The sequence below is a fragment of the Sulfurimonas sp. NW15 genome, from assembly GCF_051132285.1.
Classification (GTDB): domain Bacteria; phylum Campylobacterota; class Campylobacteria; order Campylobacterales; family Sulfurimonadaceae; genus Sulfurimonas; species Sulfurimonas hydrogeniphila.
Genome location: NZ_CP093237.1, coordinates 1,539,406 through 1,563,958 on the forward strand (window position 1 = coordinate 1,539,406; position 24,553 = coordinate 1,563,958).

The window sequence follows — 24,553 nt, forward strand, 5'->3', positions numbered from 1 at the left end:
ATTTGACAGAAGTATTGAAATATATGTCTAACGGGATAGGACAAGAAAAAAACTGATTTTTAAAAAGGTGCTTGAAAGTTCGTATTTTTGGGGTTTGTAGTGGACGAGGAGAAACTCGAAAAAAACCTATCCTGTATTTTATTTAATATGCTATAATTTAGTAAAAACATCGGAGTTTTTATTATGACTATTCGTATAAATACAGATTTTATCGATTATGTTGACTATATTGATATAGCTCAAGAAGCATTAAAAACTGCCCCTAAAAAATTGTTTGAAAAAATGATACGTTTGATTATTAATAGTATTCATACTCAAGAAATAGAATTAGAACGATTTTCATTGCAACTGGATGATATGCACACTTTTCCTGTTGATAATATAGAAGAATTTTATGATACTTTATTAAATGCTATTGATGACATAAAACTTTTTAAAAAGAAATTAGAGCAAATAAAAGGTAAAGATATTCTTTTTGAAGAACTTTATATCCAAGTAGATAAACTTTATACTTCTTTGATTATTTTTTTAGACAGGATAGGTCAATTAGAAGTTCGTATTCTTCAAGAAAATAAAAAATCTGCTTAATATTATGGAGATTATCAAACTTCGCAATATCTTCGTACTGAAAAACAACTAATTAAAAAATATGTTCTTTCTCAAATCCAAATAAATGATACTTTAGAACTTTTTGAACAAGATCCAAATCATTCATCTTTGCACTATAAAAAAATGAATTGCAAGAAAGATAAAGATAGATATTCTATCCGAATTCCAAATACTCAATATCGTATTTTAATGAATTGTACTATTGATGTTATATATTTAGTTTGTGTATGTAGTCATGATGAGTATGATAGAAGAAATCGAGGGTGTTAGTAGCGAAATATATGTCTAACGGGGTAGGACAAGAAAAAAACTGATTTTTAAAAAGGTGCTTGAAAGCTCGTATTTTAGTGGTTTGTGGTGGACTAGGAAAGATTCGAAAAAATCCTATGCTGTTTATTTGACTTCATACACATAAAAGGTGTATAATTATACACATAAAGGAAGTGACATTATGAATACTACAAGATTAAATATTACATTACCTACATCACTTGATAATGATATTAATCGTTATGCCAAAGAGCTTAATACAAAAAAGAGTCATCTTATAGCTTCTGCCCTTGATATGTATTTTGATTATATAGACTTAAAAGAAGCAGAAAGAAGACTTGAACTTAAAGAGCCTACAATTTCATTTGATGATATGTTTCAAGAGTTAGGTCTTGATGTATCAAATTGAATTTACAGTTACCGCAAAAAAAGATTTTAAAAAAGTAAATAAACCTGATTTAAAATTTATTCGTGATAGTTTAAAAGATTTTTCGGAATTATTTTCTAAAGAATATGAAATTGCATTAATGCAAAAAGGTAAGATTAAAAAGCTTCAAGGGCAAAAAGAAGATTTATATCGTTTAAAACTTCGTTCTTATAGAGTTATTTATAAAAAGTATGATGATAAACTTATAATTTTAGTGATACATGTAACTACTCGTGAAAGTGCTTATAAATAGGCGTTTATTTGCAAAATATAATAAAGTGTGAGAATGTTCACTTAAGTACGATAATAACAAATAGTGGCCTGATTTTGATAAAAAAATATTCTGACAAATCCCTATATTGTTGACTTGCAAAAGATTTAAAAAAAGCTATAACTTGGCCACAATTACAATTTGTGAGACCGTTCAAAATTCCCTAAGTTCAAATCATAAATTTGACAGAAGTATTGAGATATATGTCTAACGGGGTAGGACAAGAAAAAAACTGATTTTTAAAAAGGTACTTGAAAGCTCGTATTTTAGGGGTTTGTGGTGGACGAGGAGAGATTCGAACTCTCGGTACCGTTGCCAGTACGCATCCTTAGCAGGGATGTGGTTTCAGCCACTCACCCACTCGTCCTTTTGAAGAGTGAGATTATAGTCATTATTTCATAATAATTAGCTTAAATCTGTGCTAATATTTTTTTAACGACCTCAGCAGGGTTCTCTGCCTGATAAATCGGACGTCCGACGACTATAAAATCAACAAGTGCTTCTTTGGCATAGGCAACATCGGCGACTCTTTTTTGATCCCCTGCATCTTCACCAAAAGGACGAATACCAGGAGTGAGTGTCATAAACTCTTTACATGTAAACTCTTTAATAGCCTTGCTCTCATACGCCGAACAGACAACACCGTCAAGTCCGCTTTCCATTGCATCTTTTGCAAACTGATTTGCTTTTGTTGCTATGTCCGCTTCATATATTGCCTGAAATTCCTCTTCACTAAACGATGTCAAAGCCGTTACAGCCAAGACCAATGGACGATTTTCATACTTTTCCAGTCTTTGCATCACGGTATTCATGGCACGTTTTCCTGCACTTGCATGAACATTAAACATATCAACACCAAGTCCCATAATTGACTCGGCGGCATCTGCCATGGTATTTGGAATATCATAAAGTTTCAAATCTAAAAATATTTTAAAATCGGGGTTGATTTGCTTAATAGCCTGCAAAAATGCTTCGCCGTCGCGAATATAGGTACGCAGTCCGACTTTGAGCCAGACATCATACTTTTTTATTTTTTCAATTAAAGTGAGATTTTCTTCTTTCGTAGGTAAATCAAGGGCAACACATAATTCCATACTAACTCTTTTTTGTGGAATTATAGCATGAAAAACTAAAGCCCAGACTGAAGTCTGGGTTCCAGAAAAGTCTTATTATTTGGACTTCACCATTGCTTCAATTTTGGCAACTATGCTTGGATCTTCCAGAGTTGAAATATCCTGAGTAATTGCCTCGCCTTTGGCAATTGAGCGTAAAATACGACGCATAATCTTTCCGCTTCTTGTTTTTGGAAGTCCCGGTGCAAAAACCATATCATCACAGACAGCAATGTTTCCTATCTCTTTTTTGATGATATTATTAATAATTTTTGCCTCTTCAACCTCATCAGCCACGCCTTTGTCATCTTTTAAAACGATGTAGGCAAAAATACCCTCGCCTTTGAGTTCATGCGGTTTTCCGACAACGGCAACCTCGGCAACATTTTGATGTTTTTTGATGGCTGCTTCAATTTCAGCAGTTCCCATTCTGTGACCGCTGACATTAATAACATCATCAGTACGTCCCGTAATCGTGATATAACCGTCTTCATCATACACAGCACCGTCACCTGTAAAATAGACAGGTTTACCGTCTTTTTTCACATCACCAAAATAGGATTTTATAAATCTCTCTTCATCTCCCCAGACACCGCGAATCATCGAAGGCCAAGGACGTGTGACACACATATAACCTCCCTCTCCGACTTCAACTTTCTCACCGGTTGCCGGGTCCAGAATCTCTGCCATGATTCCAGGAAGAGGAAATGTTGCGCATCCCGGTTTGATAGGGGTTGTCCCAGGAAGCGGAGAGACTATATGCCCGCCTGTTTCTGTCTGCCAGTAAGTATCAACGATAGCACATTTGCTTCCGCCAACCTCTTCATAATACCATTTCCACGCAGGAGGATCAATAGGCTCTCCAACAGTTCCAAGTACTTTTAAACTACTCAAATCATACTTAGCCGGTTCATCTTCACCCATTTTATGCAATACACGAATCGCAGTAGGCGCAGTATAGAACTGGTTGATTTTATACTCTTCTACCATTTTCCAAGGACGACCCGCATCAGGATAGGTCGGAACACCTTCAAACATTACCGTTGTCGCACCCATTGCAAGCGGACCGTAAACTATATAGGTATGCCCGGTAATCCAGCCGATATCTGCTGTACACCAGTAGGTATCATTTTCTTTGACATCAAACACCCATTCCATTGTCATCTGTGCCCACAGTATATATCCCGCAGAATTATGCTGCACACCTTTTGGTTTTCCTGTTGAGCCTGATGTATAGAGCAGAAAGAGCGGGTCTTCACTATCCATAACTTCCGCTTTACATGTAACGTCCTGCATTTTGATCAATTCATTATAAGAGTAGTCACGCCCTTCAACCCATCGTATATCTTCATTGTTTCTCTCAACCACGAGCACTTTTTTTACCGGTCCACCTTCTGCCAAAGCCGCATCCACTACCGGTTTGAGCATATACGGTTTGTCTTTTCTGTAAGCTCCGTCAGCAGTGATCACAACTTTTGCATCCGCATCTTCAATTCTGTCTTTGAGTGCTTCTGCAGAAAATCCGCCAAATACTATAGAGTGAATGGCGCCGATTCTGGCACAGGCAAGCATCGCATAGGCAGCTTCGGGAATCATCGGCATATAGATGACAACTCTGTCCCCTTTTTTGACACCAAATTCATTTTTCAACAGATTGGCAAAGCGGTTTACATTGTAGTAAAGTTCCAAATAGGTAATAATTTGTTTGTCGCCGCGATCTCCTTCAAAAATAATCGCCGCTTTATTCTTGCGTTTGTCTAAATGACGGTCAATACATTGTTCTGAAACATTTAACTTTCCGCCTTCAAACCATTTGACAAAAGGGTAATTCGATTCATCCATCACTTTTGTAAACGGCTCTTTCCAGCTCAGCTTTTCTTTGGCAAATCTGCCCCAAAATCCTTCATAATCTTCAATTGCTTCATCCTGCAAATCATGATATTCACACATGTTTTTGATTCTGGCAGTTTTTGCAAACTCTTTGTTTGGTTTAAAAATCGGTTTTTTTTCTATTTCTGACATTTATTTTCTCCTGTGTTAGTTTTAAGTAATAAGACATAATTAATTTCACTCGCAACAACAGATAAAAAGTTTAGATTCAAGGCAAACTTTACTCTGTGATGTCATTCATCACTGAGTGAAGTTCAACGCAGAAGATAAGCCTTTTATCTGTTGCCCTACGGGTGAAGACAGAAGCTACAATCTGCTTCGTTAAAATCTTTTGAAGCACAATAAGTGCAACTTCAAGATTTTGCCTTGCATTTTATAGCTTCTGTCTCCATTGAGAATGGAATTAATTATGCCTTATTACTTTTAAGTAAATCATTGCTGTCATAATGGCATCATTTACAGCATTATGCACACCCATTTGAGGGATATTACAGTTTTTCAAGATTGTATCAAAACGCAAATCAATATTAGCTTGCGGTATCATTGCAATTGTTTTATCAAAATATATTTCAGAAACTTCAACCATTTTGTTTGGCAGAGTGATTCCAAGCACAGGCTTTATATATTTGTTAATCATCGCAACATCAAACTCAAGATAGTACCCCACCAAAGTGGCACCTTTGATATAATTCAAAAACTCTTTAATTCCTTCCAGCGGTTCTTTTGCATTCTCCAGGTCACATGGACGGATTCCGTGTATTGTTATACTTTTTGCATCAATTGCTCCAAAGTTTTTCAAATAAACTTCAAAAGTTTGTGATGTCAGTATTTTATTATTTTTAATCTTAACTGCACCTATAGAAAGTATTTCATCTTCTTTTGGATTGAGGCCCGTGGTTTCTGTATCGAAAACCACAATTTCATCACTTTGTTCAAAAAGAGAAGAAAAAGATTTATCTTTGAGTTTTGACAGATTTCTCTTTTTTTTCATCTGTTCAAACATAGAAAAAAGCATTACGAAACCATTTCCAAATGAAAATGAAAACTAATAAACTTTTTCAGTTTATCTACCACTTTAAAACTGTCTTTGAGCAAATCCCGGCTTGTTTTGTCCAAATCTTTTGGATTTATATAATTGATATCTTTTTGATCCTTTGCATACAGCATTGTTTTGAGCCTCACAGACAACAGAGTATCAAAACTTTCTATGAGTTCTGTCGCAAAAACTTTATCAAAAACACCTCGGTTGTTCAACTCTTTGATACGTTCGATTGTATTGTTTTTTTTGATTTTATTCTCCAGTGCCAGACATTTTATGCCGTGAACAATTGCAAATATACCGCCTTTTTTCAAATCCAGTTTGTTTTCATGCTCTTTGTCAAGCTTAAAACCGCTAAAAAGAGAAATAGGTGTTTCAAAAAAAAGCGTTGCTTTTGCAAGATGTGCCAAAACATCATCTCTCTTCTCAAAACGCGCAAACAAATGTTCTTTTGCCGCATTCACTAAAGTACAATCACCCGCAACACACTTTGCATCTAAAAATATACTCAAGTTTTGTAAACTGTTTCCTTCAAAACTTGCTATCCAGTTATCTATTTCATTTTTAAAGTCCCCTAAATTACGACGCCAGTACGCATTACTGACCATAACATTGCCCTCACACTTTACAAACCCTATTTCTAAAAGCGCCCTGTTGAGTTTATGCATAGGCTCTCCAAAAAGTTCTGTATCCATATCATCGGCAATGATCAGAGCATTGTCCTGATCGGTTTTGAGTATCTGCTCCTCTCTGCCCTCAGAACCCATTATCATAAGAGCACATTTTTCCTGTAAAGATTCATCAACATACATCGTAAAAACTTTTGCATATATTTTTTGATTGAGTGTTGCAACAAGTTTGCTGATATAACGTACTTTTACACCATTGGAATCAAGTGTTGTTACAAGATTTTTCAATCCGTTTTGAACCTCTTTTAAATCATCAATGTTCTCTGCTTTGTCTATTTGCACAGAAATCAGGTAAGAATGGTTTGCAAAATAACTCAACAAATCCAACTGCTCTAATATTCCGACAATTTTATCACCCTCTTTTACAACCAAGCGCTTAATCGCATTATGTGTCATAAGCACCAAAGCATTAAATAAAAAGTCACTCTTCTCAATAGCAATAATATTTTTAGATGCTATATGCACAATGGCATCACTCACATCATATTTACCCATCAAAACCTTCTCTCTCAAGTCCGTATCCGTAACTATACCGCAGCTGTTTTCATCCCTTACGAGAATACATGTAGCCTTAAGATTTTTCATTTCTTTTAAAGCATCTGCTATTGTTGTGTCTTGTGCAACAATACAAACAGCATGAAGATAAATATCTTTTACCTGAGATACCAAAAAAGGAGTTAATTGACTCTGCTGTGAGTATTCTTTTAAATGTTGATGGCGTGTAATAAAATCTTGTAAAAAATACTCTTGTATGCGTTTGTTTTGTATCAATTCCAAAAAGTCTTCTTTTTGAATCTCATAGCAAATCAAATCTTCACTGACAACAAACCTGTTTTGTGTTGTCCCGTAAATCAAAGCATCCGCATCAAAGCTGTCACCTTCACCGTAAACAGTATGCAGTGTGTCATCAATATACTCGGACACATATCCTTTTATGATGATATAAAAAGCAACAGATGGAAGGTTTTTGCTGATGAGCAGCGTATCTTTAGGGTAATATGCAATGTCGATTTTTTGCATCAGCTTACTCAGTTCCTCTGAACTGAGTAAGCCAAAAGGGTGAATAGACTCAATAAGTTTTTTTTGGTCTAAGATGCTCATAGTTAATGCTCGGATGCACCCTCGGCACCAATACCTGTCTGACTTCTGATGTATTGTGCTTCAAAAGCCTCCATCTCTTGTGCTGCAGCCTCTGATTTGTCCGTTACTGAGAAAAACCAGATACCGACAAAGGCAACACTCACAGAAAAGAGTGCCGGATATTTATACGGGAAAATCGCTTCGGCATTGCCAAAAATCTGTACCCAGACAATCGGACCAAGGATGACAAGCATGACAGCTGTAGCCAGTCCCAAGGTTCCTCCGATGACAGCGCCACGCGTTGTAAGTTTTTTCCAGTACATGGAGAGTAAAAGTACAGGAAAGTTGGCAGAGGCTGCTATTGCAAACGCAAGCCCGACAACAAAAGCGATATTTTGCTTTTCAAATGCTATCCCCATAATAATAGCTACGATTCCCAGCACAACAGTAGCAATTTTTGAAACTTTCATCTCTTTAAGCCCGTCAATTTCACCTTTTTTGTACACAGAAGCATACAGGTCATGTGAAATTGCAGAAGCACCTGCCAGTGTCAGACCCGAAACAACGGCCAGAATTGTTGCAAATGCCACAGCAGAGATAAATCCAAGGAAGAAGTCACCGCCAACAGCATGAGACAAATGTATGGCTGCCATATTGTTTCCGCCAAGAATAGGAAATCCGCCGCTTATGGCCTGTTTTGCCAGATCCAGATACTGAGGATTTTTATACACCATTACAATTGCGCCAAAACCGATGATGAACGTCAGTATATAAAAATAACCGATAAAGCCTGTTGCATAAAATACCGACTTTCGTGCTTCTTTTGCATTGCCTACTGTAAAAAATCTCATCAGGATATGAGGGAGACCTGCTGTACCGAACATCAAGGCGACGGCTAAAGATATTGCAGAAACAGGGTCCGAAACGAGTCCGCCCGGAGACATTATTTCTATACCTTTTAATTCTGTTGCATGGGCAAACAATGCTCCAAAACTGAAATCATAATGCGCCATTACAGCAATAGCCATAAAAGTAGCTCCTGAAAGCAGTAAGAATGCTTTGATAATCTGCACCCAGGTTGTTGCGAGCATACCGCCAAATGTTACATAAAGAATCATTAAAACACCGACCAGAATAACCGCTACTTCATACTGCAGACCAAACAAAAGCTGTATTAACTTTCCAGAACCGACCATTTGAGCGATAAGGTAAAGAATAACAGTTGCAATAGAACCAAATGCAGCCAATATACGAATAGGTTTTTGGCGTAGTCTGTAAGAAGCAACATCCGCAAAGGTATATTTGCCTAAATTTCGCAAAGGTTCTGCAATAATGAATAGAATAATCGGCCAGCCGACCAAAAATCCGATCGAATAGATAAGTCCGTCATACCCTTTGAGATAAACAAGTCCGGAAATTCCCAAAAAGGATGCCGCAGACATATAGTCTCCTGCAATGGCCATACCGTTTTGCAGCCCTGTAATGCCACCGCCTGCTGTGTAGAAATCTTTCGCAGACTTTGTTCTTTTGGCTGCCCAGTATGTTATGCCCAGAGTTGCACCGACAAAAATAACAAACATAACAATTGCCGGAACATTCAGCGGCTGTTTTTGAATTTCACCGTTGATAGTTCCGGAGGCAAATGCCGCGATACTGCCGAAAATTAAAAATAAAAATATTCTGTTAAACATCTAGGCGCTCCTTTAATTTGTTTTTTACTTTGTTTGCCAGATCATCAAACTCACTGTTTGCTCTTTTTGTATATATGCCTGTCAATATAAAAGCAAATACGATTACAGCCATACCGACAGGAATACCTATGGTTGTAACTGCCTCACTAGAGAGGGGCACTGCCAATGCCGAGGGATCAAAAGCTATTGTAAGTATAAATGCAAAATAGACTACAAGCATCGCTATTGTTAATTTTAGAGCAAAACCCTGTCTTGTCTTTACAAGTTTCTGGTAATCAGGATCTGCTTTTATCTGTTGTATCTGTTCTTTGGTCATAATTTTTCCTTGTATTAGAAATTATAGTTTGCAATGAGTCTGTACTCATTCCAACCGGTGTCACTTCCTGGAGTTGCTTCCGCAAATTTTCTGGGAAAATTTCCGCGAAAACGAAGCTGCAGTTTTTCAACTGCTTTTGGGTAGTATTTGATGTCAAACCCAGCTTCTGTTGCTGTTCTTGCTATACCGTATCCGGAGTTTGCATCTGTATCAAAAGCGACATAATAGGCAGCAGTTGAAAGGTTGACTCCATGTTGTTTGAAGTTATAGACAGCAGCAGCTTTTGTTGCTTTTGTTCCCGCTAAAAACATATGACGGGTCACCATACCTTGAGTATATGCCGGCATGCCGCCAAACTGTGTAAGTATCGCATTTTTGTAAGAATCATCTCCTGCATTGTTTGAAGATGTTTGGGAGTAGGCAATATATGCAGCAAAACCTTCATATTTTGCCCCGATTTTACCCGCCCAGTAAAAAGAATCTACCTCACCGGACCCTCCCAGCGGAGAGTACTGCATATATTTTCCGCCAACACTGTTTTGTTTAATCATCTGCACTTTTACAAACGGTTTTACATTGCTGTTGAGCAGACAGTTCCAGGAGACTCCTGTGTCAGCGTAGAGTGTATTGTAAAGATTCCATGCATAATCATTTGAGACATCTACATGAAAGTTTTTCGCTGTATATTTCAGTTGAATATTTGTAACACCGGCAGTTTTTCTTCCGGTTGTTGCAAGTCCCAAGTTCAGATACTCTCCGGTTTGTACTCCTGTTGAAGCATTGATCCCTCTTGAAGTGTACCCTGAAGTAGCGGCAAGTATTCCGCCGGCAGAATAGATATTTGAGAATGTTCCATAAGCGATTCTGTCTACATGTGCTATCTGAAGAGTAATATTTTTCACATCCTTGCTTACAAACTTGTATGCTCTGAAAGTATTTGGAAGCGTTCTTGCATCATCTGATCCCATCATTAAAGAGTCATATCTCTGATAACCAAGCTTGGCATCACTTTTTAGCCCGTATTCACTGAAATTGTATCCAAGATATCCCTCACCTAGAATTGAATATGACTTGTATCCGGTTCCAAGAAGTGCCGGTGACTGGGCAGTGTGTTGCTGTATACCCAAATCCTGCACTGTATAAAAAGCCGCAGCCAACCGAATACCGCTTAATGCAGCTGTTTCAAACTTGAGATGACCGCCTAAAACAGCAGCATCTCTGTGCGTATCTGCCCCTGAACCACCCTGATACTGTCTGTCCACATAAAACATTCTAATCTGACCGCTTGTTTTTCCTTTTGCAAACATGTCTTTTATGTCATCAGAAAAAACATGCACCTCTTGTTTCTCTTCAACACCGTGCTTTAACTTTATATTTACACCGTCGTAATCAGCATATACACTTGTCACCAATGCTGTAACAAACATACTTAATGCAATTTTTTTCATGTAATCCTCCACTTTTAGATAAGATAATCATAAATCCAAAACATAGCATTAACGTAGCAATTCATATTTTTAACAAAAAATTGCAATTTAATCTCTGGCGTGTATCAATATGTAACAAACAATACCCTGCTCATTTTTCTATCATATATCCCATGCCTCTGACATTAACAATAATATCTTCTTTTAAACTTTTTTTCAGTCTGTTAATCTCTGCTCTTATGGTTGCATTATCTACGATTTGTTCATCCCATACATACATGCGAAACTGTTCAAAATCAACTATTCTGCTTCTGTTTCTGGCTAAAATATCTATAATTTGCGATTGTTTTTTTGTAAGAATCTGGGGAGTGTTCTGAAACAAAAGTGTATTGTTTTCCTGATCATACATATAGTTTTTTGAAAGCCTGAGAAAAACCAGAGGAATATCTTTGTCTGTTAAAATTCTGTCAATTTTCAAAGCAAGTTCTTTTAGGTGAAAGGGTTTTTTCAAGTAATCATAGCATCCCAGATCATAGGCACGGGAGATATCTTCTATATCTACCAGAGCGCTGATATAAATGCTGGGTGTATGAATTTTGATGGCATGAAGCTTTTCCAAAAGTGTCAATCCGTCTATATTTGGTACAGAGATATCCAAAATCAATAAATCATAGTCGTCTTTTTGAAGATTTTCAAATGCTTCAAGACCGTCTGTAAAACTTACAACAATATGTCCCTGCTCCTGCAGATACTCCTGTATGGACTCGTTTAGCATTATTTCGTCTTCCAGCAAAAGAATTTTCATTATTCACCCATCATTTTAAATTTATATTCAAATGCAGTCAGTTTGTCAGTTGATGCAATATCTATGCTCACATTGTCTTCTTCACAAATATTTTTCACCAACTGCAGTCCCAATCCAAATCCTTTGACATTGTCATTTTCCCTGTAGTATGCATCAAAAATTTTCTCCGGATCTTTTATAATTTTGGACTTGCTTGATACACTAAACATTACATCTGCTCCTGTTTGCTTTACATGTAAGAAGACTGTTTCCTCCGGCAAAGTGTATTTGATGGCATTTGTAATAGTATTGTCTACAATACGCTGAAGTTTTGTTTCATTAAAATAAATATAAACCTTGTCCAAATCACTGCTGTATTTAAAATCAATTTTAGACAGATGTGCAACATCTCTAAAAAACTCTATCCGCATGCCGAGATACGAAACCAGTTCAATTGAAACTTTGGGATACGGCACCTGGTCTTTTTTTACCAAATAACTCAAATCATCATATATATTAAATATATTTTTTGCAGCCGCTTCTATTTTGGACAATTGTCTGTCCTTTTTATTTTTCATTTCATACAGTTCTATACTCGTCAAAATAACACTCAGAGGCGTGTTTGTTTCATGCACAGTGTAGCGTAAAAACTCTTTTTGTGCGGCAAGTATCTCTTCTGAAAACTTTTTTTCTTCTAAAAGTTTTGCATTTGCCTGTTCTAAATACAATGTTTTCTTTTGTACCTTTTTTTCAAGAATAAGATTGATCTCTTTTAATGATAGCTTTTGCTGATTTATTGTCTTTACCATTTCATTTGCATACAGAACCATCTCTTTAAATTCTTTAAAAAAAATCTCATCAGGACTCAGCAATGCTTCCCTGTGTGCCGCATTTTTAAAAAAATTTAAAAATACATGCATATCATTTTGAATCAACGCATAAAATATCTTATACAACCCGAGCATGATTGCAAAAAGTATAAAAGAGAGTGTCACAATAGCCAGAGTGTTTTTTATCAGAAGCCTTTTGAGCTGTTTTTGTGTATCTCCGTAATCAGCCACACTGTGTTCCTGCCTGTAAAGCGCTTTTTCATAATCCTGATAATTTTCTTTTATCAGCAAATAGGCAAATATAATGACAAAAACCAATATGACAACAGTTGTAACGGTATTGGCCTGCTTGATAGTCAAAGATGTAAATCTGTTCTTTTGCATTTTTTATCCCTGTTTTTCTCAACAAAATTATACCGCTTTTAATTCCAAACTTAATTTTAAAAGCACAAGACATATTTATAAAAATTTAACTATAATAACAAAAAAATAAAATAAAGAGGTTTATATGTTTGGAAAAGCACAACTCAAAGAATACAATTTAAGCGAAGAAGAATTATCAAAACTGCAATATGCAAAAATCGTAACAAACAAAGGCGATATCTGGATTAAACTTTATCCGGAGGAAACACCAAATACCGTTGCAAACTTTGCACATTTGGCACAAACAGGATTTTATGACAATCTCAGCTTCCACCGTGTAATCCCCGGTTTTATGGCACAGGGCGGTTGTCCGCAGGGAACAGGAACTGGTGGTCCGGGCTGGTCTATAGCATGCGAAACCGATAAAAATACACATAAACATGTCAAAGGAACACTTTCTATGGCACATGCAGGACAAAACACAGGCGGCAGCCAGTTCTTTATCTGTTTTGTTCCCTGCCCGCATCTTGACGGTGTCCATACAGTTTTTGGCGGTATTGAAGAGAATGATGCTGAAAGCTTTGCGGTTTTAGATTCAATTGAAGGACAGGATGAGATCAAAACTATAGAGATTCACGAAAAAAGAGACTGATTTTTTCGCAGGCAAGGTTAAAACCTCAATCTCGGAACCGGCACTTCAGTGCCGGCTGTTGCAACAGCCTTGCCATTCTCAGCCCGGACTGAAGTCCGCGTTTTGAAAAATACTCATAACCTAAAACATCTTTCAAGGAAAAACCATCTTAGTACATATTTGTTGCAGTGTTGACTCACACTTCTTTCTGGAAAAACTTCAAAAAGATTTTCCAGATGAAAAACTGACCGGCTTTTTTTACGACCCGAATATCCATCCCTATTCCGAATATCAGCTGCGCCTGCTTGATGTCAAGCGCTCCTGCAAAAAACTCGGTATCGAATTGATTGAGGGTGAATATGACTATGAAAACTGGCTTGAAGCAGTTCGTGGACTGGAAAATGAACCTGAAAAAGGGGCTCGTTGTGAAGTCTGTTTTGACAAACGTTTCACAACAAGTGCAAAAAAAGCCCTCGAACTCGGTGAAAAAAAAATAACAACCACTCTGTTGGTAAGTCCGCTCAAGTCCCAGGAACAGCTCAAACGTGTCGGTGATGAATTTTATAAAAGTCACGGTGTTGAGTTTGTAGCCGTTGACTACAGAAGCGGCGGCGGGACACAGGATCAAAGCCGTGTCACAAAAGAAGAACAACTCTACCGTCAGGACTATTGCGGCTGTATTTTCGGGCTTACCATGCAGCGGGATCAGCAAAACAGACTGATGGATGAAATGTTTTCACCAATTTCAGGACAGACACTTCCTGCCTCGATTGAAGAACGTCTTTACATGTACACCAAAAGAAACGAACTGGAAGAGGAAGGCAAAGAGTACAGAATAATTAAACAAAAATTTCTTAACTATAGACAGTTTGGCTTTAAGCTCACAGCAGGAAAAAAAGAGAGCATAGAAGCCTATGCTATGAGTTATTCCACACTGCCGAGAAAAAAAGCACAGGGGCGCATAGAATTTTCACACAATGGTGTGTATTATTTTAATCGTGAAGAGATAAAATTTATCACTTTGCAAACCTACAATGACTTGGGCAAATCAACTTATAAATCTCTCAAAGAGCTTATTTACAACCCCTTGGACTTTGAAAAAGAACAGAGACTCAGAGCTGTTGTATCGGGCTCAAATTATGATATAACTCCCATAATAGTTGTCAAAGATATACCGGAGACAAAGCTTAGCATTGAATTGAATGCAAAAGTATATGAAGATACCAAAGAAAAACTTATTATCTTTTCTTAACAATAAATTAGATAAAATATCAAAAAAATATTGTTATAAGGTTTATAAATATGCTTATGGATGTTACAGAAATACAAAAAATTCTTCCTCACCGTTATCCTTTTTTGTTGGTTGACAGAGTTACTCAGCTAGAAAAAGGAAAATCGGTCACTGCTTACAAAAATGTCTCTATTTCAGAGCCTGTTTTTCAGGGACACTTTCCTGGCCATCCTATATATCCGGGTGTCATGATTTTAGAAGGCATGGCGCAAGCCGGCGGAATATTGTCATTTTTAAGTATGGGAGATTTGACGGAGGAAGAGATTGCAAACAAAGTAGTCTATTTCATGAGCATCGACAAAGCAAAATTCAGAACTCCTGTAAAACCGGGAGACAAACTCGAATACAGAATTTCTGTCATAAAACAAAAAGGTACTATCTGGATGCTTAAAGGTGAAGCATATGTTGATGACAAATTAGCAAGCGAAGCGGAACTCAAAGCTATGATAGTTGACAAGTAAAGGATTTATTTTTGTCTCAAATATCTCAACTTGCCGTTATTGAAGACGGCGCGACAATCGGAGAAAATGTTACAATCGGACCGTTTTGCTTTATCTCAAGTGAAGCAACGATTGGCAATGGAACAAGCATAGATGCAAACAGTTGTATTTACGGAAAAACAACTATCGGCAAAAACAACAAAATTTTTTCACATGCAGTCATCGGTTCAATTCCGCAGGACCTGAAATTCAACGGTGAAGATGTTGAACTTATCATCGGCGATAACAATACTATCCGTGAATTTACCCTTTTTAACCCTGGGACAAAAGGCGGCGGCGGAAAAACCATCATAGGCAACGACAACCTTTTTATGGGATACGTTCACCTCGGACATGATGTCATCATCGGCAATCACTGTATCTTGGCAAACGCGGCAACACTTGCAGGACATGTGGAACTTGGCAACTATGTTGTCATTGGCGGCATGACACCAATTCACCAGTTTGTCCATGTAGGCGATTATGCCATGGTGGGAGGCGCATCAGCTTTGGCACAGGACATTCCTCCTTTTTGTATGGCAGAGGGAAACCGTGCTTCGCTCAGAGGACTTAATTTAACGGGACTCAGAAGACATTTGTCAAGAGATGACATCAATGCCCTCAAATCAGCCTACAGAGAACTTTTTGAATCAGGCAGACCACTCAAAGATACAGCAAGCGAACTGCTGGAAAATTCAGACAATCATTATGTAAAAGATTTATGTAACTTTGTCATTACAACAAAACGCGGAATTCCGTTTGAAAGGAAAAAAGTATGATACACAGACATTGCAGCTTTTGTGATGCAAGCGAAAGCGAACAAAACCCTCTTATAGCAGGCAACGGTGTTTACATTTGTAAAAACTGTGTTGTTTCAGCTTACAAAATAATGTTTGGTGATGAAAAAGAACTTGCAAAAGAGAACAACAGCGAACTTGTTGATGCAGTACACAAACTTATGACACCAAAAGAACTGGATGCTTTTTTAGGTGAGTATATTATAGGACAGGAAAGAGCAAGAAAGCTCCTGAGTGTTGCTGTTTATAATCACTACAAGCGTATATTTAAAATGCACAAATCAGATGAAGATGATACAGAAATTTCAAAGTCAAACATTCTGCTCATCGGTCCTACAGGAAGCGGTAAGACACTTATGGCACAAACTATTGCACGGGTATTGAATGTCCCTATCGCCATTGCGGATGCAACAAGTCTGACAGAAGCCGGATATGTCGGTGAAGATGTTGAAAACATTTTGACAAAGCTCATTCAGGCAGCTGACGGTGATGTAGAACGGGCGCAAAAAGGCATCATCTTTCTTGATGAAGTTGACAAAGTTTCACGTATGAGTGAAAACCGCTCCATTACCCGCGATGTTTCAGGCGAAGGTGTCCAGCAGGCACTTTTAAAAATCATCGAAGGTTCTTCTGTCAATATTCCGCCAAAAGGGGGAAGAAAACATCCAAATCAGGAGTTTACAGCTATTGATACTACAAATATTTTATTTATCTGTGGCGGTGCCTTTGACGGACTTGAAGATATTTTAAAGCGCAAACAGGGTGAAAATGTTCTTGGTTTCGGCCAGGAAAAGAAGACAAAAGAAGAGAAAAAACCGACTTTTGACATGGTTGAACCGGATGACCTCGTACATTACGGACTTATTCCTGAGCTTGTCGGACGTCTGCCTATCATTGCATCACTCAATGAAATCACTGAAGATGACATGGTACGCATTTTAACAGAGCCGAAAAACTCACTTGTAAGACAGTACAAAAAACTTTTTGCCATAGATGATGTGGAACTGAACTTTGAAGAAGATGCACTCCGTGCCATTGCTAAAAAGGCCATCAAAAGAAAAACAGGAGCACGGGGACTTCGCGCAATTTTAGAAGAGAGTATGATAGATATCATGTATGAACTCCCTGAATACAGCGGTTATGAAGTAATGATCACAAAAGAAGTCATTGAAAATGGCGAACAGCCTCTTTATATTAAGAAAACAACACAAAAAACAGCATAAGGCACAATAAATGATATTTAATAAAATAGTCGGACTTTTTTCAAATGACCTTTCTATCGACTTGGGAACTGCCAACACAATCGTCATAGCAAAGGGGCGCGGGATTATCATTAATGAACCTTCTGTTGTTGCTGTCAAAACCGAAAAATATGGACAACAGCGTGTACTCGCTGTCGGACATGAAGCAAAAGAGATGGTGGGAAAAACTCCGGGAAATATCAAAGCCATCCGTCCTATGCGTGACGGTGTTATTGCCGATTTTGACATGACTGAAAAGATGATTCGCAAGTTCATTGAAAAAGCGCACGGACGAAGTTCTTTAATATCTCCCCGTATTATCATCTGTGTGCCTTACGGCTTGACACAGGTTGAAAGAAAGGCTGTTCGCGAGTCTGCTTTAAGTGCCGGAGCACGCGAAGTTTTTCTCATAGAAGAGCCTATGGCAGCAGCTATCGGAGCCGGCATAGATATTCGGGAACCACAAGGGAATCTTGTTGTAGACATTGGTGGCGGTACAACTGAAATAGGTGTTGTCTCTTTGGGCGGTTTGGTACTCTCAAAGTCCATCCGTACAGCCGGAGATAAAATCGATCAGGGAATCGTCAACTATGTAAGAAAAAAATACAATCTTCTCATAGGAGAGAGAGTTGCCGAAGAGATTAAAATAAACATTGGAACAGCTGTAGAACTTGACCAGGAACTTACAATGGTTGTCAACGGACGCGATCAGGTTGAAGGACTGCTGAGTTCAGTGGAACTGACAAGCGAAGATGCCAGAGAAGCGATGAAAGAACCGCTTAAAGAAGTTGCCGAAGCCCTCCGTGATGTTTTAGAGAGAATGCCGCCTGATTTAGCCGGTGATATTGTAAACCACGGTATAATTTTGACGGGCGGCGGTGCTTTAATCCGTCAGCTGGACAAATATCTCTCAGATATCGTCAGAATTCCTGTTTTTGTCGCAGATGAACCTCTTTTAGCCGTTGCACGGGGAACAGGAAGAGCTTTAGAAGAGATAGACCTCCTGCAAGAACTTTTTGAGAATGAATAAAAAATCGTTTGTCTATTTTTTTATCCTGACAGCACTCTTTGTGGGTGCTTTATACTACAACAATCCTATTCAGTCTCCCATTGTTTCAGCACTCAACACCATAAAATCAAATTATCTTGACAGTATAGAATTTTTTAACAACAAAACAGACAAATATTTATTTCAGGCGCAGGAAATAGAGAATCTGAAAAACAGACTGAAAAAATATGAAAATAATCATCTTCTCCTGCAGCAACTCACTTCTGAACTCAAGGATTTGTACAAAGAAAACAACTCTTCACTCAAAACAGATCCCAAAGTAGAGCTTGTCCGTGCAATATCGTATGAAAAATTTGGAAATATCAACAGATTATGGATGGATATTCCAGAGTATAATGCCTCAAAAATTTACGGCTTAACCTACAAAGAGTTTGTTGCAGGAATAGTGATAGCAAAAAACAACAAACCTCTGGCACTGCTTAATTCTGATATAAAGAGTGCCTATTCTGTTTATGTAGGGAAAGAAAAAGCACCCGGTATTGCACATGGCAACAATGCCAAAAATATAGTTATCAATTTCATACCGGCCTGGTTCAGTATCAAACCCGGGGATGAAGTGATCACATCAGGTCTGGACAATATCTTTTTTAAAGGTCTCAAAGTAGGAAAGGTTCTTTCTGTTACAAGATCACAAGGCTATCAAAATGCTGTTGTTGAACAATATTACAAGGCGAATGAGCCGGGTTATTTTCATATAATAAGGAATCTAAAATGAAATATTTCATAATCTCAGTGTTGTTATTTTTACATCTTACAGCCCAAGAGAGCAAACAAGAACTTACAATCGGTGCAGGACCGTACTTTCAGAGTCAACCTTACAAAGAGGCTTCTGCCCTTGTTTTGCCTTCACCGGTAATATTTTTTGACAACTCTGTTGTATATGCAAGATGGAGCAGATTCGGTCTTTACTTTTTAGGAGACAAAAAAGCGGAATATTCCTGGGGATTTTCCTTTACTGTACAGCCGAGAACACTTGGCTACAAGGCATCAGACTCAGTCTCTTTGCAAGGAATGAGCGACAAAGACTCAACAATGGAAGGCGGGATTGCTTTTAGTGCCGGCTATAAAAACTCCAGCTATATTGAAGTAATGCTTTTGGCAGACATCCTCAACAAATATAATTCATGGGTCGGCAGTGTAGAAATTGGTGATAAGTACACAGCAGGTCAATTTACTTTTTATCCAAGTGCTGTACTCTTGTACCAACCCAGAAAATTTCTTGACTATTATTACGGAGTCAAAAATTCCGAAGCAACACTGCAGCGTCCTGCTTACATGCCAAAGGGAGGATTCTCATTTGCCGTGCAAACATATATTAAATACCCTCTGAGCAAGAAACTCTCAGCCCTTTTTAACATAAGAGCAGACAGAATTCCAAACAGTGCATACAACAGTCCTTTGGTGAACAACAAATTTATTTACTCTGGACTTGCCTCGCTTATCTACACTTTTACCTACTGACTAAACTCCTATTAAGTGCCTTTTGGCTATAATCTCTAAATTTATATAACCATATTTAAGAGGGAACAAATGCCAAAACGCACCGACATAAAAACTATTTTACTTATAGGTTCTGGCCCGATTATTATCGGTCAGGCCTGTGAATTTGATTACTCTGGAACACAGGCTGTTAAAACATTAAAAGAATTGGGTTACCGCGTTGTTCTCATCAACTCAAATCCTGCAACCATCATGACTGATCCTGAATTTGCAGACAGAACCTATATCGAACCTATCAAAGAAGATGTTATCGCCAAAATCATCAAAGATGAAAAAGTAGATGCTGTTTTGCCGACTATGGGCGGACAGACTGCACTCAATGTTGCAATGAGTATGTATGAAAAAGGAATGCTTGAAGGCGTGGAGTTTTTAGGTGCAAACCCCGAAGCAATTAACAAAGGCGAAGACAGACAGCTTTTTAATGAAGCGATGACAAAAATCGGTATGGATTTGCCAAAAAGCAGAAATGCCTACAGTGTTGAAGAGGCCATAGAAGTTGTCAAAGAGATAGGTTTTCCGGTCATCAGTCGTGCATCCTTTACACTCGCAGGCGGCGGTTCCGGTGTGGCGTATAATATGGAAGAGTTTAAAAAACTTGCCCAGGAAGGCATTTCAGCTTCGCCTGTCAATGAAATCGAGATTATGGAATCTATGCTCGGCTGGAAAGAGTATGAAATGGAGGTTATCCGCGACAAAGCGGACAACTGCATCATCGTATGTTCCATTGAAAACTTTGACCCTATGGGTGTGCATACGGGAGACTCTATTACGGTTGCCCCTGCATTAACATTGACAGACAAAGAGTATCAAAGAATGAGAGATGCCTCTTTCGCAATTTTACGTGAAGTCGGCGTTGACACAGGCGGTTCCAATGTTCAGTTTTCAATTGATCCGAAAACAGGACGCATGATTGTAATTGAGATGAATCCGCGTGTATCGCGTTCATCTGCACTGGCAAGTAAGGCAACAGGGTATCCTATTGCCAAAGTAGCCACTCTTTTAGCAGTCGGATTTACCCTTGATGAAATTGAAAATGACATCACGGGAACACCTGCAGCTTTTGAACCGGTTATAGATTATGTTGTTACAAAAATACCGCGTTTTACATTTGAAAAATTTCCTGAAGCCGAAAGTACACTCAGCACATCTATGAAATCAGTCGGTGAAGTCATGGCAATCGGCCGTACGTTTAAAGAGTCTGTTCAAAAAGCACTCTGCTCTCTTGAAACAGGACTTTGCGGTTTTGATGACATTGAAGCGGATGATGAGTTTGTCAAGCATGAAATCCGTCGTCCCAATGCTGACAGAATTCTTTATGTTGCCGAAGGTTTTCGTCGCGGCATGAGTATACAGGAAATGTTTGACACCTGCCAGATTGATCCATGGTTCTTATATCAAATACAAGAGATGATGGAAACAGAAGCAACTGTCAGCGATAAAATCCTTTTTGATGAGGAGTTAATGAGAAAAGTAAAAGTTGACGGTTTTTCTGACAAAAGAATTGCACAGCTTATAGCAAAAAATTCTCAAGAAACAGTGAGTGAAGACCTGGTCTATGAAGCAAGAAAAAAGCTTGGCATCAGCCTGGAGTATAATGAAGTTGACACCTGTGCCGCTGAGTTTGAAGCACTCACTCCTTACCTCTACTCAACAACAAACATTACAAAACTGCCAAATATTACCAATCGTCAAAGCGACAAACAAAAAGTGCTTATTTTAGGCGGCGGACCAAACAGAATCGGACAGGGGATTGAATTTGACTACTGTTGTGTACATGCGGCATTTGCACTTAAAGAGATGGGCATAGAGACTATTATGTATAACTGCAACCCCGAAACGGTTTCTACCGACTATGACACATCTGACGTTCTTTATTTTGAGCCAATAGATTTTGAACATGTAAGAGAAGTGATAGAAAATGAAAATCCTGATGGCATCATTGTTCATTTCGGTGGACAGACTCCACTTAAACTTGCTGATTCTTTAACAAAAATCGGTGCAAAAATTTCAGGAACTCCATCATCCGTCATTGATTTGGCAGAAGACAGAGAGCAGTTTAGTGATTTTGTAAAAGCGCACAATCTTAAACAGCCTGCAAACGGTTTGGCACGCACAAAAGAAGAATCATTTATTATAGCCGAAAGACTGGGCTATCCTGTTCTTGTTCGTCCTTCCTTTGTGCTCGGCGGACGCGGCATGCGTATAGTATATAGCGAAGATGAGCTGCGTCAATACATGGATCTTGCCATTTCTGTCTCCAACGAAGCCCCTGTCTTGGTAGACAAATTTTTGGATCAGGCAATTGAGCTTGATGTGGATTGTATCTGTGACGGCAAAGATGTCTACATCGGTTCTGTTATGCAGCACATCGAAGAGGCAGGAATACACTCGGGAGATTCGGCTTGTTCACTGCCTCCTATGAATTTGACACAGGATATGATAGAAAAAGTTGAGCAGCAGACAAAAGTCATCGCACTCGGCCTTGGCGTTGTCGGACTGATGAATGTACAGTATGCAATTTATCAGGATGAAATTTATCTTATTGAAGTCAATCCTCGTGCCTCACGTACAGTTCCTTTTGTCTCAAAAGCAACCGGTATGCCTCTTGCAAAAGTAGCCACACGTGTTATGATGGGCAAAGACTTAAGAAGCTCATTAGCCTACTATGACAAATATGAAATAGTTGAAGAGCACAACGGTCTGCTTCGTCCTCGCCTCAAAGGGCATGTATCTGTCAAAGAAGCAGTATTCCCTTTCCATAAACTTTACGGTGCCGATTTGGTACTGAGTCCTGAGATGAAATCTACGGGTGAAGTAATGGGTATCAGTAAAAACTTCGGGGTAAGTTTTGCAAAAGCACAACTCAGTGCAGGAAATAATATTCCGACAGGCGGAACATGTTTCCTCTCTTTTGTTGATACAGATAAAAAACATGCTCCTGAAATAGCAAAAGGTCTGGTTGAACACGGCTTTAAACTTGTTGCAACAAAAGGGACACAAAAAGCCATAGAAGAAGCGGGTATAGCATGTGAAGTGGTTTTAAAAATTTCAGAAGGCCGTCCAAATATTGAGGACAGCATGAAAAATGATGAAATAGCAATGGCAATTAATACATCTGACAACAACACATCAAAAAAAGATGCTGTTGTCATTCGCCAAGAAGTGCTTAAAAGAAGTATTCCTTACTTTACAACGCTCAGTGCAGCAAGAGCACTGATACTCGCACTCGATGAAATGGAAGATGAAAAATGGTCAAGCTCAACAGCCCTGCAAGATTTTTTAGTATAAAAACAAATATTATTCTCTCACAAACCGACACTACTGTCGGTTTTTTATCCCAGGATGCGCCTAAGCTGTGTGCAGTAAAATCACGTCCAAATACCAAACCTTTCATTGTTGTTTATAAAAACTTTCAAGCACTGAAGAAAGACCATAAAAGAGTACCAAACACTCAAAAAAACAGAGTCAGACGCCTTAAAAAAACAACCTTTATAGTAAAAAACCATGCTTTTCGGGTTGCAGAAGATGTGGCAGACTCTTCTTGTTTGAGACAAAAGGAATGGACATACTCCACATCTGCCAATGAAAGCGGTAAAAACTTTTCAAGAACTTTTTGTGAGCAAAAAGCTGATATAATAATAGAAAACAAGAAAGGACTCTTTGAAGGTCAGGCTTCAAAACTCTATAAAATCAACCATAAAAAAATAAAGAGGTTACGATGAGCAAACTGTTCCAGGCACTGCTAAGCGGTATGTTTTTTACATTCATACTTGATTTTTTCATTATATTAGGCGTGAAACTGAATTATATCGATTTTTATGGTGTACATGTATACTACAATATTTTATTTGCAGATCATCAAAATTTCTTTTTGTTTTTATTTTTTTCTATACTTCTTGGCTATTTGGTAGTTTATGCCAGCACAAAAACAGCACTGATTGTTATAGGTTCTCTCTTTGTCCTCTCTTTTGCAACGCTTATTCCTCCTATAGGAAAAAGCATTGGAGAAATGATGCTTATGAAAAAAAACATTACACTCAAAACGGATAAATTTTTCTATCATGGTGATCTCTACTATGATGGAAGAAAAAATGTAACATTTTACGATTATGAACTAAAAAAAGTTATAATTCTAGATAAAAATAAAATTCGAGGTCAATATTAGCATGAAACATATTTCTTCAATTGCCAGCGGTGTTGTATTAGGAACTGCAGGTGTTTTAATGATGAGTACGCTTACAGGATGTGAGCAAAAACAACAAGAAGCACAAAATAAATTTTTGGTTATAGAACAACAGCCAAACGGAAAGTATAAAGTTGTCGAAGAGATGCCGACACAGGGCCCTTCACGTGCAATCATCAGAGAACGTGATGAATTTGGCAGAGTAACAGAGCGTTTTATGAACGAAGAAGAGATGAAAGCTTTGGCTGCACAAGAGTATCAAAAAGTACAAAACGGTACGAGCGAAACACTTCAAGATAATTCAGGCAGTGCAGGTATGGGACTTGCCGGTACTATTTTAGCCGTTGCGGCAGGAAGTTTGCTCGGAAATATGATAGGCAATGCGCTGATGAACAACAAAAGGTTTTCCAGAAATGCAAGCAGTGTCAACAGAAGTGCCTACAGCCGTTCGGCAGCAGGCAAGGCAGCAAGAAAATCAACAAGCAGCAGAAAAAGCTTCTTTGGCGGCACCTCAAGAAGCTCGAGCTACAGCAGAAGCAGTGGCGGATTTTTTGGAGGCTGACA

24 protein-coding genes and 1 tRNA gene are annotated in these 24,553 nt (G+C 38.3%); 15 read left to right on the top strand and 10 right to left on the bottom strand.

Annotated elements, in window-relative coordinates; all coding sequences use genetic code 11:
- Window positions 1-183: 183 nt before the first annotated feature.
- From MLC52_RS07860 to MLC52_RS07870, 3 genes are all read left to right on the top strand, one after another.
- Complete coding sequence (locus MLC52_RS07860) at window positions 184-588, top strand: hypothetical protein (RefSeq protein WP_346388926.1); 405 nt, start codon at window positions 184-186, stop codon at window positions 586-588.
- Window positions 589-1,060: 472 nt separating this feature from the next.
- Window positions 1,061-1,288 (top strand): CopG family transcriptional regulator, encoded by a 228-nt coding sequence (locus MLC52_RS07865; protein WP_151900060.1) that lies wholly within the window; start codon window positions 1,061-1,063, stop codon window positions 1,286-1,288.
- Window positions 1,275-1,559, top strand: coding sequence for a type II toxin-antitoxin system RelE family toxin (locus MLC52_RS07870; RefSeq protein ID WP_418641408.1), 285 nt, complete (start codon window positions 1,275-1,277; stop codon window positions 1,557-1,559). Before MLC52_RS07865 ends, MLC52_RS07870 begins: the two co-directional genes overlap by 14 nt.
- A gap of 295 nt (window positions 1,560-1,854) precedes the next feature.
- Here the strand turns inward: MLC52_RS07870 and MLC52_RS07875 are convergent.
- The 10 genes from MLC52_RS07875 to MLC52_RS07920 all read right to left on the bottom strand — a co-directional run bounded on the left by MLC52_RS07875 (window position 1,855) and on the right by MLC52_RS07920 (window position 12,819).
- Window positions 1,855-1,944: transfer RNA gene (locus tag MLC52_RS07875), tRNA-Ser, on the bottom strand.
- 43 nt (window positions 1,945-1,987) lie between these two features.
- Window positions 1,988-2,671, bottom strand: a complete 684-nt coding sequence (gene pyrF, locus MLC52_RS07880) for an orotidine-5'-phosphate decarboxylase (RefSeq protein ID WP_418640462.1) — start codon at window positions 2,669-2,671, stop codon at window positions 1,988-1,990.
- A gap of 75 nt (window positions 2,672-2,746) precedes the next feature.
- Window positions 2,747-4,711 (bottom strand): acetate--CoA ligase, encoded by a 1,965-nt coding sequence (gene acs / locus MLC52_RS07885; protein WP_434579948.1) that lies wholly within the window; start codon window positions 4,709-4,711, stop codon window positions 2,747-2,749.
- 271 nt (window positions 4,712-4,982) lie between these two features.
- Window positions 4,983-5,594, bottom strand: a complete 612-nt coding sequence (locus MLC52_RS07890) for a 3'-5' exonuclease (RefSeq protein WP_346388930.1) — start codon at window positions 5,592-5,594, stop codon at window positions 4,983-4,985.
- Window positions 5,594-7,408 (bottom strand): putative nucleotidyltransferase substrate binding domain-containing protein, encoded by a 1,815-nt coding sequence (locus MLC52_RS07895; protein WP_434579950.1) that lies wholly within the window; start codon window positions 7,406-7,408, stop codon window positions 5,594-5,596. The genes MLC52_RS07890 and MLC52_RS07895 overlap by 1 nt, the downstream gene beginning before the upstream one ends.
- A gap of 2 nt (window positions 7,409-7,410) precedes the next feature.
- On the bottom strand, window positions 7,411-9,078 hold the full coding sequence (locus MLC52_RS07900) for a cation acetate symporter (RefSeq protein ID WP_151900056.1): 1,668 nt from the start codon (window positions 9,076-9,078) through the stop codon (window positions 7,411-7,413).
- Window positions 9,071-9,394 carry a DUF485 domain-containing protein gene (locus MLC52_RS07905; RefSeq protein ID WP_151900055.1) on the bottom strand — a complete coding sequence of 108 codons (324 nt, stop codon included), beginning with the start codon at window positions 9,392-9,394 and terminating at the stop codon, window positions 9,071-9,073. Before MLC52_RS07905 ends, MLC52_RS07900 begins: the two co-directional genes overlap by 8 nt.
- Before the next feature lie 14 nt (window positions 9,395-9,408).
- On the bottom strand, window positions 9,409-10,842 hold the full coding sequence (locus MLC52_RS07910) for an OprD family outer membrane porin (protein WP_434579953.1): 1,434 nt from the start codon (window positions 10,840-10,842) through the stop codon (window positions 9,409-9,411).
- A 130-nt stretch (window positions 10,843-10,972) separates the two neighbouring features.
- Complete coding sequence (locus MLC52_RS07915) at window positions 10,973-11,626, bottom strand: response regulator transcription factor (RefSeq protein ID WP_434579954.1); 654 nt, start codon at window positions 11,624-11,626, stop codon at window positions 10,973-10,975.
- Window positions 11,626-12,819, bottom strand: coding sequence for a sensor histidine kinase (locus MLC52_RS07920; protein WP_434579956.1), 1,194 nt, complete (start codon window positions 12,817-12,819; stop codon window positions 11,626-11,628). The genes MLC52_RS07915 and MLC52_RS07920 overlap by 1 nt, the downstream gene beginning before the upstream one ends.
- Window positions 12,820-12,943: 124 nt before the next feature.
- On the opposite strand from MLC52_RS07920, the gene MLC52_RS07925 reads away from it, so the two are divergent.
- The 12 genes from MLC52_RS07925 to MLC52_RS07980 all read left to right on the top strand — a co-directional run bounded on the left by MLC52_RS07925 (window position 12,944) and on the right by MLC52_RS07980 (window position 24,551).
- Window positions 12,944-13,450, top strand: a complete 507-nt coding sequence (locus MLC52_RS07925; RefSeq protein WP_151900051.1) for a peptidylprolyl isomerase — start codon at window positions 12,944-12,946, stop codon at window positions 13,448-13,450.
- A 145-nt stretch (window positions 13,451-13,595) separates the two neighbouring features.
- Window positions 13,596-14,681 carry an epoxyqueuosine reductase QueH gene (locus MLC52_RS07930; RefSeq protein ID WP_434581632.1) on the top strand — a complete coding sequence of 362 codons (1,086 nt, stop codon included), beginning with the start codon at window positions 13,596-13,598 and terminating at the stop codon, window positions 14,679-14,681.
- A 50-nt stretch (window positions 14,682-14,731) separates the two neighbouring features.
- Window positions 14,732-15,181 (top strand): 3-hydroxyacyl-ACP dehydratase FabZ, encoded by a 450-nt coding sequence (gene fabZ, locus MLC52_RS07935; protein WP_151900049.1) that lies wholly within the window; start codon window positions 14,732-14,734, stop codon window positions 15,179-15,181.
- 11 nt (window positions 15,182-15,192) lie between these two features.
- Complete coding sequence (lpxA, locus tag MLC52_RS07940) at window positions 15,193-15,978, top strand: acyl-ACP--UDP-N-acetylglucosamine O-acyltransferase (RefSeq protein WP_418640467.1); 786 nt, start codon at window positions 15,193-15,195, stop codon at window positions 15,976-15,978.
- Window positions 15,975-17,219, top strand: coding sequence for an ATP-dependent Clp protease ATP-binding subunit ClpX (clpX, locus tag MLC52_RS07945; RefSeq protein WP_151900047.1), 1,245 nt, complete (start codon window positions 15,975-15,977; stop codon window positions 17,217-17,219). The genes lpxA and clpX overlap by 4 nt, the downstream gene beginning before the upstream one ends.
- Window positions 17,220-17,229: 10 nt before the next feature.
- Window positions 17,230-18,267 carry a rod shape-determining protein gene (locus MLC52_RS07950; protein ID WP_151900046.1) on the top strand — a complete coding sequence of 346 codons (1,038 nt, stop codon included), beginning with the start codon at window positions 17,230-17,232 and terminating at the stop codon, window positions 18,265-18,267.
- Window positions 18,260-19,021: a rod shape-determining protein MreC gene (gene mreC / locus MLC52_RS07955; RefSeq protein WP_434579958.1), complete on the top strand. Its 762-nt coding sequence runs from the start codon at window positions 18,260-18,262 to the stop codon at window positions 19,019-19,021. The genes MLC52_RS07950 and mreC overlap by 8 nt, the downstream gene beginning before the upstream one ends.
- On the top strand, window positions 19,018-19,767 hold the full coding sequence (locus MLC52_RS07960; RefSeq protein ID WP_434579959.1) for a MipA/OmpV family protein: 750 nt from the start codon (window positions 19,018-19,020) through the stop codon (window positions 19,765-19,767). Before mreC ends, MLC52_RS07960 begins: the two co-directional genes overlap by 4 nt.
- Before the next feature lie 69 nt (window positions 19,768-19,836).
- A complete protein-coding gene (carB, locus tag MLC52_RS07965; RefSeq protein WP_418640469.1) occupies window positions 19,837-23,094 on the top strand; it encodes a carbamoyl-phosphate synthase large subunit in 3,258 nt (1,085 codons plus the stop codon).
- Window positions 23,055-23,528: a Sua5/YciO/YrdC/YwlC family protein gene (locus MLC52_RS07970; protein ID WP_151900042.1), complete on the top strand. Its 474-nt coding sequence runs from the start codon at window positions 23,055-23,057 to the stop codon at window positions 23,526-23,528. Before carB ends, MLC52_RS07970 begins: the two co-directional genes overlap by 40 nt.
- The gene (locus MLC52_RS07975; RefSeq protein WP_151900041.1) at window positions 23,525-23,971 is read left to right on the top strand and encodes a hypothetical protein; all 447 of its coding nucleotides are present in this window, start codon (window positions 23,525-23,527) and stop codon (window positions 23,969-23,971) included. Before MLC52_RS07970 ends, MLC52_RS07975 begins: the two co-directional genes overlap by 4 nt.
- A gap of 1 nt (window position 23,972) precedes the next feature.
- On the top strand, window positions 23,973-24,551 hold the full coding sequence (locus MLC52_RS07980) for a hypothetical protein (RefSeq protein WP_151900040.1): 579 nt from the start codon (window positions 23,973-23,975) through the stop codon (window positions 24,549-24,551).
- Window positions 24,552-24,553 lie beyond the last annotated feature (2 nt).